Source organism: Streptomyces pseudogriseolus, assembly GCA_002154585.1.
GTDB lineage: Bacteria > Actinomycetota > Actinomycetes > Streptomycetales > Streptomycetaceae > Streptomyces > Streptomyces pseudogriseolus.
In genome coordinates, this window is sequence record MUNG01000036.1 from 1 (window position 1) to 12593 (window position 12593).

General features: G+C 73.8%; 10 protein-coding genes and 1 riboswitch. Of the genes, 4 read left to right on the forward strand and 6 right to left on the reverse strand.

The window, feature by feature from the left end; all coding sequences use genetic code 11:
• The coding region (locus CCN29_RS05065; RefSeq protein WP_442538238.1) for an amidase family protein at positions 1-1100 on the forward strand (1100 nt) is incomplete at its 5' end.
• Between the two features lie 84 nt (positions 1101-1184).
• Here CCN29_RS05065 and CCN29_RS05070 read toward each other — a convergent pair.
• The 4 genes from CCN29_RS05070 to CCN29_RS05085 form a co-directional block, all read right to left on the reverse strand.
• On the reverse strand, positions 1185-2096 hold the full coding sequence (locus CCN29_RS05070) for an ABC transporter permease (protein WP_086680237.1): 912 nt from the start codon (positions 2094-2096) through the stop codon (positions 1185-1187).
• On the reverse strand, positions 2083-3063 hold the full coding sequence (locus CCN29_RS05075; protein ID WP_086680238.1) for an ABC transporter ATP-binding protein: 981 nt from the start codon (positions 3061-3063) through the stop codon (positions 2083-2085). Before CCN29_RS05075 ends, CCN29_RS05070 begins: the two co-directional genes overlap by 14 nt.
• Before the next feature lie 43 nt (positions 3064-3106).
• The gene (locus CCN29_RS05080) at positions 3107-4351 is read right to left on the reverse strand and encodes a LolA family protein (protein ID WP_086680240.1); all 1245 of its coding nucleotides are present in this window, start codon (positions 4349-4351) and stop codon (positions 3107-3109) included.
• A 395-nt stretch (positions 4352-4746) separates the two neighbouring features.
• Positions 4747-5757, reverse strand: a complete 1011-nt coding sequence (locus tag CCN29_RS05085; protein ID WP_006133102.1) for a polyprenyl synthetase family protein — start codon at positions 5755-5757, stop codon at positions 4747-4749.
• Positions 5758-6324: 567 nt separating this feature from the next.
• A riboswitch (cyclic di-AMP (ydaO/yuaA leader) is annotated at positions 6325-6453 on the forward strand.
• A 4-nt stretch (positions 6454-6457) separates the two neighbouring features.
• On the opposite strand from CCN29_RS05085, the gene CCN29_RS05090 reads away from it, so the two are divergent.
• Complete coding sequence (locus CCN29_RS05090; protein ID WP_086680242.1) at positions 6458-6934, forward strand: transglycosylase SLT domain-containing protein; 477 nt, start codon at positions 6458-6460, stop codon at positions 6932-6934.
• Here the strand turns inward: CCN29_RS05090 and CCN29_RS05095 are convergent.
• Complete coding sequence (locus CCN29_RS05095; RefSeq protein ID WP_006133105.1) at positions 6898-7770, reverse strand: Cof-type HAD-IIB family hydrolase; 873 nt, start codon at positions 7768-7770, stop codon at positions 6898-6900. The genes CCN29_RS05090 and CCN29_RS05095 overlap by 37 nt on opposite strands.
• 290 nt (positions 7771-8060) lie before the next feature.
• Between CCN29_RS05095 and fahA the strand changes: the two genes are divergently transcribed.
• Positions 8061-9275, forward strand: a complete 1215-nt coding sequence (gene fahA, locus CCN29_RS05100; RefSeq protein ID WP_031021973.1) for a fumarylacetoacetase — start codon at positions 8061-8063, stop codon at positions 9273-9275.
• Positions 9276-9431: 156 nt separating this feature from the next.
• Positions 9432-10370 carry a M56 family metallopeptidase gene (locus tag CCN29_RS05105; protein WP_031062895.1) on the forward strand — a complete coding sequence of 313 codons (939 nt, stop codon included), beginning with the start codon at positions 9432-9434 and terminating at the stop codon, positions 10368-10370.
• Between the two features lie 141 nt (positions 10371-10511).
• On the opposite strand, the gene recQ is transcribed toward CCN29_RS05105, so the two are convergent.
• Entirely contained in the window at positions 10512-12473 is a 1962-nt protein-coding gene (gene recQ / locus CCN29_RS05110) for a DNA helicase RecQ (protein WP_031021971.1), read from the reverse strand.
• Positions 12474-12593: the final 120 nt, after the last annotated feature.

Below are 12593 nucleotides of genomic sequence, written 5' to 3' on the forward strand. Positions count from 1 at the left end.
CGGTCGCGGAGGCGCTCGCGCGGATCGAACGCGCCGATCCGGTGCTGTGCGCGTTCCTCGACGTGTGGGGTGACGAGGCGCTGCGGCGGGCGGGCGAGGTGGATGCGCGGGTCGCCGCCGGGGAGCGTCTGCCGCTGGCCGGGGTGCCGGTCGCGGTGAAGGGGCGGCGCGGACTGCGGGCGGCGGAGCCGCTGGTCGCGGCCGGTGCGGTCGCCGTGGGCGCCACCTCCGTGCCGGGTCCGGGGACGCCCTGGCAGACGTGGGGGCTCGGGGCGCACGGCCGTACCGTCAATCCGTGGCGTGCGGACCGTACGCCGGGCGGGTCCTCGGCCGGGGCGGCGGTGGCGGTGGCGGCCGGGCTGGTGCCGCTGGCGACGGGCGCCGACGGGGCGGGCTCGGTGCGGATCCCGGCGGCCTGGTGCGGGGTGACGGGACTGAAGGTGACCGGCGGCCGGTTCCTCTCCGCCGACCGTACGGGGCTGGCCGCGCCCGGTGTTCTCGCCCGTACGGCGGCGGACGCGGGCCTCTGGTGGCGGCTCGTGTCGGGGCGCCCGGAGGCTCCGGCCCCGCGCTTTCCGCTCACCGCCGTCTGGTCGCCCGACCTGGGGTACGCCGACCCCAGTCCCGAGCAGGTCGCCCTGGCGCGGGAGGTGGTCGAGCGGCTGGTCGAGGCGCGCGTGGTGCGCCTCGTGCGGCCACCGGTCCGGCTGTCCCTTCTCGACCCCGGCCCCGCCTGGCTCACCCTGCGCACCCCGGGCGCCGACCCCGCCGACGCCCACCGCGTCCGCACCGCCAACGACCGCCGTCTTCACGACCTCTTCCACCGCGCCGACCTGCTGCTCACCCCCACGACGCCGACCGCGCCGCACGGCCACGACGGTCCAGGCGACACCTACTCCACCGCGCTCACCTGGTCGTTCAACCTCAGCGGCCACCCCGCGGCGAGCCTCCCGGCCGGCGTCGGCGCGAAGGGTTGCCCGGCGGGGCTTCAGTTCGTCTCCGCACGCGACCGGGAGGAGCTGCTGCTCGCGGTGGCGGCGGAGGCGGAACAGCGCGGCGCAGTCACCGCCCTCCGGCCGCCTGCGTGGGCGGCTCCGTGAGGGCTCCGCGCACGACCGCACCTTCGCCCGCGGGTGCGTGGGGGCCGGTCGCGCAGTTCCCCGCGCCCCTTCGGGGCGCGAGGCCTACGCCGTGACGTCCTTCGTCGTGAAGCGGGCCCAGGCCGCCGAGCCGAAGACGGCCGCGTAGAGGGCCTGGAGGCCGAGGTTCTTCGTCAGGTCGTCCCAGTAGACGGGCTCCCGCATCAGGTCGGCGAAGGACAGCCAGTAATGCGAGAACAGGTACGGGTGCAGGGCGTGCAGCTGGGGGATCTGGTCGAGGATCTGGACGGTGATGAGCAGTCCGACCGTGGTCGCCATCGCCGCGATGCCGCTGTTGGTCAGCGTGGACACGAACAGACCGAGCGCGGCCACACCGAGCAGGGACGCGGCGACGACCAGGGCGATCAGCAGGGCCCGGAGCAGCCCCTCGCTGAAGGTAATGCGGGTGCCCGAGATGGTGGTCGGATCACCGAGCGGGAACAGCAGCGCGCCCACGGCCAGCGCCGAGACGGCCACCACCAGGGTGGCGGCCAGGCAGAACACCATGACCGTCGCGTACTTGGTGAGCAGCAGGCGGGTGCGGCCGGCGGGGGCGACCAGCAGGTAGCGCAGGGTACCGGCGCCCGCCTCGCCCGCCACGGCGTCGCCCGCGATCACCCCGACCGCCATGGGCAGGAAGAACGGCAGGGTCGCGGCGAGCGCGGTGAAGACGAGAAACAGGCCGTTGTTGGTGATCTGCGAGACGAACGCGGGTCCCCCGCCGCCCCCGGAGGACGAACCGTCGCCGGTCTCGATCCGCACGGCGATCCCGACCAGCACCGGCACGGCGGCCAGCACGCCCAGCAGGGCGAGGGTGCGCCAGCGCCGGAAGGTGGTGCGCAGCTCGTCGCGGAACAGCCCCAGCGTCCACAGCGGACGCGCCGCCCGTACGGCCGTCTCCGTCTCCGTCGCCCCCGCTTCCGCGGGAACGCCCGCCGCCGTCTCAGCCCGCGACATCGAACCCCTCCCCGGTCAGCGCCACGAACGCGTCCTCCAGCGACGCCCGTTCGACCCCGAAGCCGCGCACCCGCACCCCCGCCGTGACCAGGGCCGCGTTCACCTCGGCGAGGTCCCGCGCGGGCGGCTCGGCGCTCACGCGGTCGCCGTCGGCCACGACGTCGGCGAGCCCCTGCTCCTTCAGCACCCGGGCCGCGTCCGCCGGGTCGGGCGTGGTGACCACCAGGCGGCCCCGGGCACCGGCGGCCAGTTCGGCGACCGGCCCCTGCGTGATCAGCCGGCCGCGCGCCATCACGGCGACGTGCGTGCAGACCTGCTCGATCTCGTCGAGCAGGTGGGAGGAGAGGAAGACGGTCGTGCCGTCGGTGGCGAGTTCGCGGACGAGCGCGCGGATCTCCCGCATGCCCTGCGGGTCGAGGCCGTTGGTCGGCTCGTCCAGCACCAGCAGCCGGCGCGGCCGCAGCAGGGCGGCGGCGAGTCCGAGGCGCTGCCTCATGCCGAGGGAGTACGCCCGCGCCTTCTTGCCGGACGCGGCCGTGAGGCCCACCCGGTCCAGGGCGGCGGCGACACGGGCGGTGCGGGTGCGCGGGTCGGCGGTGGGGTCGGCGGCGTCGTAGCGGAGGAGGTTGTCGCGGCCGGAGAGGAAGCCGTAGAGGGCGGGGCCCTCGATGAGCGCGCCGACGTGCGGCAGGACGGCGCGCGCGGAGCGGGGCATGGGGCGCCCCAGCACGTGCGCCGTCCCGGAGGTCGGCTCGATCAGGCCCATCAGCGTGCGGATCGTGGTGGTCTTGCCGGAGCCGTTGGGGCCGAGGAAGCCGAAGACGCTGCCCGCCGGTACGGTCAGGTGCAGACCGTCGACGGCGAGCTGTCCGCCGCGGTAACGCTTGGTCAGCCCGCGGGTGACGACGACGGCATCACCCGGGGACCGCCCGTCGCCCGGCTGCTCGGTGGCGGACGTCTCGTCCATCGGCTCCCCCGTTCCCCTCGCCGCGTCGGTGGGTGCGGGGTTCCTACTTCCCCGCCTCGGCCGCCTTCACCAGCGCGTCCTTGGTGACCGTACCCACGTAGACCTTGCCGTCGTCGGTGATCAGGGCGTTGACCAGGCGGGTGCTGAACACCGTGCCCGTGCCGAAGTCGCCCTTGACCAGGTCGCCGAGCGAGCCGAGGAAGCCGCCGAGGTCGCCGCCGGCCTCCTCGCCGGTGGGCAGGCCGGAGCCGGAGCCGGTGTCGAACGTGGCGACGCTGTTCCAGCCCTCGCCGAGCATCGTCAGCCCGTCGAAGCCCTTGGCCAGGTCCTCCTCGGACTTCGGGCCGCGCTCCGGCTTCCCGCCGAAGTCGCCGTGGCGGCGGTCCTGTTCGGTGTCCTCGGCCACCTTGGCGCCCTTGGGCGGGGTGAACGCGAACGTGGAGGCGTCCGGGCGGTCGAAGCTCACCTGGGTGAAGCCGACGTCCACGACGGCCGAGCCGCCGCTCGACGGGGTGAGCGTGACCTTCAGCGGCATGCCCGTCTTGTGATCCACGGCGATGCTGACCGCGCCGACGGTGGAGCCGGACTGCTTGGGCTCGATCACCAGCCGATAGGCGTCGCGGCCGGCCACCTGGGCGGTGCCGTCGACCTTCACGGACGTGGTGTCGTCGACCGCCTTCAGCGCCTCCTCCGCGAAGTCCTTCGGGGTGGCCGGGGGCCGCTGCTCGCCGCGCCGGGCCGTGTCCGCCGCGCCCGCCTCGCCGACGGTGGAGTGGTAGACCTCGTTGGACGCGCTGTCGTAGCCCCAGACGTCCTTGCCGTTGTGGATGAGGCTGTACTCGGCCGCGTCCTCCAGCAGCGACAGCTTCTGGCGGTCCGGGCCGTCGGCGGCGACGCGCAGGGTGTGCGTGCCGGACGCCAGCTCGGTGAGCCGGCCGGACGGGTCGGCGGAGGAGCCCTCGCCGTCCTCGCCTCCGCCCGCCGCGCCGGACAGCAGGCCGCTCTCCAGCCCGCCGAGGTTCGGCAGCCCGAGGTCGGTGGTGATCTTCACAGTGCCGGACAGCCGCTCCACGTCCGACTGCGCGATCTTCTCGATGAGCTGCGCGGCCGTGATCTCCGGCAGGTCGGGGTCGCCGGAGTCGGCGAGCGCCGGGACGAGTCCGATCGTCGCGGCCGCCACGCCCATCACGGTGACGGGGACGACGTACCGCGCGGCCCTGCGGCGGCCGGCGCGCACCTCGTCGACCTCCCCCGCGGTCGTCGTGTCGTCGGTCTCGTTCGGTGCCATGTGTGCCCTCCGTGGTCGGCGGCGGCTTCCGTCCGTGTCCTCGCGGCGGTTCGGCCCGGGCCGCCATTCTCACCCGAAACGGTGAGAAGTGGTGTTGTCCGTCGTGGTCCATCTGACCAAAACCGCGGGACGGAATCGTCAGACCGCGGGCTCAACTCCGCGTACTGCTGCGGTATGACACGGACGACGCGGGCTCACCCGCCCCGTAGGGGTCACCCGGGTACCGGAGGCGTACGGGGGGCGGCCGGGCGGGGCGGCCAGGCTGCACAGCCGACTGGGGCGACCGAGCGGGGCGACCGGCCGGGACGGCCGGTCGGAGCACCCGGACGGAACGGCCGGTCGGAGCACCCGGACGGAACGGCCAGGCGGGTCGGCCGGCCGGGGCTGGCCCGGGGTCAGCCGGCCCGGTGCACCACGGCGTCGCACAGCTCGACGAGCGCCGCCTTGGCGGGGCCGTCCGGCAGCGGGGCGAGCGCGGCGCGCGCCTCCTCCGCGTAGCGCACGGTGTCCCGGCGGGCCTGGCCGAGCGCGGGGTGGGCGCGCAGCAGGCGCAGCGCCTCGGCGTGCCGGGTGTCGTCGGTGAGGTCGGAGTCGAGCAGCTCGCACAGGGCGAGGTCCTCGGCGAGGCCCAGCCGGGCCGCCCGCTCGCGCAGCCGCAGCACGGGCAGGGTGGCGATGCCCTCGCGCAGGTCGGTGCCGGGGGTCTTGCCGGACTCGTGGGAGTCGGAGGCGATGTCGAGGACGTCGTCGGCGAGCTGGAAGGCGACGCCGAGCCGCTCGCCGTACTGGGTGAGGACGTCGACGACGGTGTCGTCGGCGCCGGACATCATCGCGCCGAACCGGCAGGAGACGGCGACCAGGGAGCCGGTCTTGCCGCCGAGCACGTCCAGGTAGTGGTCGACCGGGTCGCGGCCGTCCTGCGGGCCCGCGGTCTCGAGGATCTGGCCGGTGACCAGCCGCTCGAACGCCTCGGCCTGCACCCGCACCGCCTCCGGGCCGAGGTCGGCCAGGATGTGGGAGGCGCGGGCGAAGAGGAAGTCGCCGGTGAGGACGGCGACCGAGTTGCCCCAGCGGGTGTTCGCGCTCGCGACCCCGCGCCGCACCTCGGCCTCGTCCATCACGTCGTCGTGGTAGAGCGTGGCCAGGTGGGTGAGCTCCACGACGACGGCCGACGGCACGACGCCGGGCGCGTAGGGGTCGCCGAACCGGGCGGAGAGCATCACCAGCAGCGGGCGGAACCGCTTGCCTCCGGCCCGCACCAGGTGCTGGGCGGCCTCCGTGATGAACGGCACCTCGCTCTTGGTGGCTTCGAGCAGCCCTTCCTCGACAGCCGTCAATCCGGCCTGGACATCGGCTTCCAGAGCCTGGTCCCGCACGCTCAGCCCGAACGGCCCGACGACGGTCACGAGGGGTCTCCTGTCTGCTGGTGTCTGCTGGCGGTTACACGGTTTGTCGATAGGTCGCTGCCACCACTCGACTCAGCGTATCCGGTCAGGTTTCGATCACCGCCAGGGCCCGGGGTCACAAGCAGGGCGATACGGGATCAGAAGTGGAGTGTTTTTGATCGGCTGATAACAACGGACATACCTCGGCTTCCCGGACACAGCGACCCGTGAACCATCCTGCCCCACCCTCGAGTCCGATTTGCCGCTCTTGATACGCCAATTCCTCTTGGCCGCAAATGCCCTCACGGCCGTCGGCCCGTGAAGTGGGTCACGCGCGCGCCGGCCGCCGGGCCACCCTCGCACACGCCCCTCCCTCCGTTCCACGCAACGGAGTTGCCCCTTGGCGATCGCAAAGGATCAAGCACCCAAAACCACCCAACCCAAGATCAAACGGGGCTTTGTGTGATCGTCGCACTTGTTCCCGGCATCTGCTCTCGCATACGTTCCGGGCCTGCCGGGTGGACGCCCAGTCCTGCCGCCACCCGCATCACACCCGACGACAACTCACGCACGGCAGGAGCGGGGGACCCAGGTAAGCCGCCGTACCGGACACCGTGCCGGGACGGCTCGGGGTGAAGCCATGCCCGAAGGGGCACGGCCGGGCACTCTCCCGCCCGAACCCGACAGCTCACCTCGCAGGCGTAGGAGAGGAACCTCAGTCATGCCCGTCATCGCTTCGTCGCGCCGCCGCCTCGTCCGCTCCCTCGCCGTCGCCGGCACCGGCGTCGCCGTGGTCGCGCTGCCGCTGTTCGGCGCCACCAGCGCCTCCGCGGCCCCCACGACCCAGGCCACGACCGCCGCCTCCACGACCGCGTACCCGGACAACCTCGACGGCTGGATCCGCGAGGCGATGGACATCATGGCGCAGAACGGCATCCCCGGCTCCTACGACTCCATCCACCGCAACATCATGCGGGAGTCGTCCGGCAACCCGGCCGCCATCAACCTGTGGGACTCCAACGCCGCCATGGGCACCCCGTCGAAGGGCCTGCTCCAGGTCATCGACCCGACCTTCCAGGCGTACCACGTGCCCGGCACCGCCTTCGACCCGTTCGACCCGGTCGCCAACATCGCCGCGGCCTGCAACTACGCCGCCGACCGCTACGGCTCGATCGACAACGTCTTCGGCGCGTACTGAGCCGACCTCTGACGGCCGAGACCGGCCGTCTGCCCGAACAGTCGCTCGAGGACGACGGCCACGCCGTCGTCCTCGTTCGACGAGGTGACCTCGTCGGCCACCGCCTTCAGCTCCGGGTGCGCGTTGGCCATGGCGACGCCGTGGCCCGCCCACCGGAGCATCGGGACGTCGTTCGGCATGTCCCCGAACGCGATCGTGTCCTCGGGGCGCAGCCCCAGGTGCTCGGCGGCCAGCGCCAGACCGGTCGCCTTGGTGACCCCGCACGGCTGGAGCTCCACCGTGCCCGGCCCCGACATGGTGACCGTGGCCAGCGAGCCGACCACGGAGCGGGCCGCCGCCGTCAGCGCGTCGTCCGACAGCTCCGGGTGGCGCAGCAGCACCTTGCTGATCGGCCGCGCCCACAGGTCGTCGCGCCGCTCCACCCGCACCGCCGGAAGCGTCGGGTGCGGCATCCGGTAGCCCGGCTCGATCAGCGTCAGCCCGTCGACCCCGTCCTGGTCGACCGCGGCGTACACCTCCCCCACCTCGGCCTCGATCTTGCCGAGCGCGGTCTCCGCCAGCTCCCGGTCCAGCCGGACCGACCACAGCATCCGGTGCGCGGCGGCGTCGTAGACCTGCGCGCCCTGTCCGCACACCGCGAGCCCCGTGCAGCCGAGGTCGTCGAGCAGCGACCGCACTCTGGGGGCCGGGCGGCCGGTCACCACGAGGTGCCGGGCGCCGGCCCGCTCGGCCCGCGCGAGGGCGGCGAGGGAGCGGTCGGAGAGGGTGTCGTCACCGCGCAGCAGCGTCCCGTCCAGGTCGGTGGCGATGAGAGAACAATCGGTGGGTGCGGCCATGATCAGAGAATACGGACAAGAGGACCGTCCGATTCACCGCGCTCGTATGCCCGCGCATTGCGTGCGATTTGCCTTCTTGTGCCGCCGGATCGCGACCGGTTGAGAACTGTTTTCCCTTGTGACCGAGCACGCCGCGCTCCCCCGGACCCGGGCCCGCGCCCGGCGCCCCGTGCGTCGGCCCGTGTGAGCCGTCCCCTATTACAGGAGCCCGCCGGGACGCGACCCCGTAACGTGTGGCACGGCCACGGACACGTGGCGCACCCGCGCACACGAAAGCGAGGCAGCACCCGATGCCCCCCTTCGATGTCCCCGAGGGCGACCCCTTCGGCCCGCACAACCTGCCGTACGGCGTCTTCTCGCTCCCCGGTTCGGCGGAGCGCACCGTGGGCGTCCGGCTGGGCGACCACGTCCTCGACGCCGGCGCGGCGGCACACGCCCTGGGCTCCCCCTACGCCTCCCTCCTCGCCCGCCCCGGCCTCGACGCGCTGCTGGCGGCGGGCCGTACGGCCTGGTCGGACGTGCGCCGCGCGCTCACCGCGTGGGTGACGGTCCCGGCGCACCGGGAGACCGTCGAGCCCTTCCTCCACCCGCTGTCCGAGGTGACCCTGCATCTGCCGTTCCAGGTGGCGGACTACGTCGACTTCTACGCCTCGGAGAACCACGCGCGGAACGTCGGGCAGATCTTCCGCCCCGACGCCGCGGACTCCCTGACCCCCAACTGGAAGCACCTGCCGATCGGTTACCACGGCCGCTCCGGCACCGTCGTGGTGTCCGGCACCGACGTGGTGCGCCCCTCCGGGCAGCGCAAGGCGCCCGCGGACGCCGCTCCCGTCTTCGGCCCGTCCGTGCGGCTGGACATCGAGGCCGAGGTCGGCTTCGTCGTCGGCGTCCCCTCCGAGCAGGGCCGGCCCGTGCCGCTCACCGCCTACCGCGACCACGTCTTCGGCCTGTGCCTGCTCAACGACTGGTCCGCCCGCGACATCCAGGCCTGGGAGTACGTGCCCCTCGGCCCGTTCCTCGGCAAGTCCTTCGCCACCTCGGTGTCGGCGTGGATCACCCCGCTGGACGCCCTGGAGGAGGCACGCGTCGCCCCGCCCGCGCGCACCCACGACCTGCTGCCGTACCTCGACGACTCCGGCGAGGAGCCCGGCGGCTACGACCTGCGCATCACCGTGACGATCAACGGCCACACCGTCTCCGAGTGCCCCTTCTCCACCATGTACTGGACGGCCGCCCAGCAGCTCGCCCACATGACGGTGAACGGCGCCTCCCTGCGCACCGGCGACCTCTACGGTTCCGGCACGGTCAGCGGCCCCACCGAGCGGGAGCGCGGCTCCCTGCTGGAGCTGACCTGGAACGGCCGCGACCCGCTCGAACTCCCCGACGGCAAGCGGACGTTCCTGGAGGACGGCGACGTGGTCACACTGTCCGCCTGGGCGCCCGGACCGGACGGGGTGCGGGTGGGCCTCGGCGAGGTGACGGGACGGGTGGTCCCCGCGCCCTGACCCCACCGGCCCTGCCGAGGCGCACAACCACGCTGACTCGCACCGCCCTTCGCCGTCATACTGGGCGTCGGGCGGTGCGTCGTTCTCCATGCCGCGCGGCCCGCACCACCGCACGTCCCCGAGCCGCTTCTCCCGACAGGATCCGGAGCCCGTGGCATGACGTACTGCCTGCTCCTGCTCAGCGTGGTCGCCCTGACCGCCGCCGTGCCCGTCCCCCGCGTGCTCACCCGGGCGACCTGGCCGGAACGGGAACCGGTCGTCGCCCTGTGGGTGTGGCAGTGCCTGGTCGCCACCGTCCTGCTGTGCTGTCTGACCGCCCTGGCGCTGGGCGCCGCCGCCGTCTTCGGGACCGTGCGCGCCCAGCTGTTCGCGCCTGCCCCGCCCGCCGTGACCGCCGCCTACGACCTGTCGGCCGCCTCGCCCTGGACGACCGTCCTCACCGTGCTGCTCGCCTGCGGCGCGGCCTGGACCACGGCGATGCTCGGCCGCGAGCTGGTCGAGGCCCGCCGCCGGCGCGCCGGCGCCCGCGCGCATCTGCGGGAGCGCGCACCCGACCTCCCGGCGGGGCTGCCCGAGGGGCGGGGGCCGCTGCTGGTGCTGGAGGAGGACTACCCCGACGCCTGGTGGATGCCGGGCAGCCCGCCCCAGCTCATCGTCACGACCGGCGCACTCCAGCGCCTGACCGGCCGTCAGCTGGACGCGGTCCTCACCCATGAGCGCGGGCACGCCCGGGCCCGCCACGACTGGTTGCTGCATCTGTCCGCGGCGCTGGCGGCCGGCTTCCCGCGCGTCCCGCTGTTCGCCCACTTCTGCGAGCAGACCCACCGTCTGGTGGAGCTGTCCGCCGATGACACGGCCTCCCGCCGCTGCGGCCATCTGACCACCGCGCTGGCGCTGATCGAGCTGAACCAGCACCGGGGCGTGCTGTCCTGCTCCTCCAGCCACCGGCTGCTCGGCGAGCGCGTCGACCGGCTGCTGGAGCCGCCGCCCCGCCTGGACCGCCGGCACCGCGCCCTGACAACGGCGGCGGCGGCGCTGGTACCGCTGGTCCCGCTGCTGATCACGTTCGCGCCGGGGCTCACGGCGCTGCCGTAGCCGACGCTCCGGCCCGCGCGGCCGGTGCCCGCCGCCGTACCCGGCGTTCCAGGCCGACGCGGCCGGCGCAGGCCCGGCGTGACGGCCTGGCGTGGGCGGCCTGTTGGCCGGACGGCCCGGGGCCCGGATGGCCCGGTCGGCTCAGGACCAGTCCGGCTCCTCGTCGGGCCAGTCGTCCTCGGGCGCCTGGGCTTCGACTGCCGCGCCGGGAGCGGCCTCTCCCGGCGCCGACAGCCCCGCCAGCACCTCCACGACCCCCTCCCCGTACGTCGCCCGCTTCTTCTCGCCCACGCCGCCGATCCCGCCGAGCTGCTCCACCGACGTGGGCCACACGGTGACGATCTCCCGCAGCGTGGCGTCGTGGAAGATCACGTACGCCGGGACGCCCTGTTCCCTGGCCTGCTCGGCGCGCCAGGCGCGGAGCGCCTCGAACGCCGGGCGGAGCTCCTCGGGCAGGTCGGCCGCGGCCGCCTTCGCCTTGCGGTCGCCGCGGCCCGAGCCGCCGCCCGCGCGGGACCCGGCCGGCTTCTCGGGCTCCTTGCGCAGCGGCACCTCCCGCTCCCGCCGCAGCACCGACCCGCTGGCCTCGGTCAGCACCAGCGTGCCGTAGTCGCCCTCGACCGCGAGCAGTCCCTGGGCCAGCAACTGGCGGATCACGCCGCGCCACTGCGCCTCGCTCAGCTCCTCGCCGATGCCGAACACGGAGAGCTGGTCGTGGTCGAACTGGATCACCTTGGCGGTGCGGCGGCCCAGCAGGATGTCCACGATCTGCACCGCGCCGAACTTCTGCCCGCGCTCCCGCTGCAGCCGCACCACCGTGGACAGCACCTTCTGCGCCGCGACCGTGCCGTCCCAGGTCTCCGGCGGGGCGAGGCAGGTGTCGCAGTTGCCGCAGTTCTCCCCGGACGGCTCCTGGCCGAAGTAGGCGAGGAGTCCGGCGCGGCGGCAGTGCACGGTCTCGCACAGGGCGAGCATGGCGTCCAGGTGTTGGCCCGCCCGCCGCCGGAACGCCTCGTCGCCCTCGCCGGTCTGGATCAGCTTGCGCTGCTGGACGACGTCGTTCAGCCCGTACGCCATCCATGCCGTGGACGGCAGTCCGTCGCGGCCCGCGCGGCCGGTCTCCTGGTAGTAGCCCTCCACCGACTTGGGCAGGTCGAGGTGGGCGACGAAGCGGACGTCCGGCTTGTCGATGCCCATGCCGAAGGCGATGGTCGCCACCACGACCAGGCCCTCCTCGCGCAGGAACCGCGCCTGGTGCGCGGCGCGCGTCCCGGCGTCGAGCCCCGCGTGGTACGGCACCGCCTCGATGCCGTTGCGCGAGAGGAACTCGGCGGTCTTGTCGACCGAGTTGCGCGAGAGGCAGTACACGATGCCCGCCTCCCCGGCGTGCTCCTCGCGCAGGAAGGCGAGGAGCTGCTTGCGCGGGTCGGCCTTGGGCACGATCCGGTACTGGATGTTGGGCCGGTCGAAGCTGGCCACGAAGTGCCGGGCGTCCGGCATGCCCAGCCGCTCGGTGATCTCCCGGTGCGTGGCGTCCGTGGCGGTCGCGGTGAGGGCGATGCGGGGCACGTCCGGCCACCGCTCCCCCAGCACGGACAGGGTGAGGTAGTCCGGGCGGAAGTCGTGCCCCCACTGGGAGACGCAGTGCGCCTCGTCGATGGCGAACACGGAGATCTTGCCGCGCGAGAGGAGGTCGAGGCTGCTGTCCAGGCGCAGCCGCTCCGGCGCCAGGTAGAGCAGGTCCAGCTCGCCGGCGAGGAACTCCGCCTCGACCGTCCGCCGCTCGTCGAAGTCCTGCGTCGAGTTCATGAAGCCGGCCCGCACGCCGAGCGCCCGCAGCGCGTCGACCTGGTCCTGCATGAGCGCGATCAGCGGGGAGACGACCACGCCCGTGCCGGGCCGGACCAGGGCCGGGATCTGGTAGCAGAGCGACTTGCCGCCGCCGGTCGGCATGAGGACGACCGCGTCACCGCCGGCGATCACGTGGTCGACGACCGCTTCCTGCTCGCCGCGGAAGCTCTCGTAGCCGAAGACCCGGTGCAGCGCAGCCAGCGCCTCACTGTCCGTCACTGCCATCCCGGCGACACCGTCCGTCCCGTGCATCGTCCCGTCCCCCGCGGCCGTACCTCGGCCACTGCGTCCACCATAGGCGTCCGGACCGACAGCCCCGGAGTTGTCCACAGGCCCGGAACGACAGCGGCCCGGCACCCCGTGCGGGGTGCC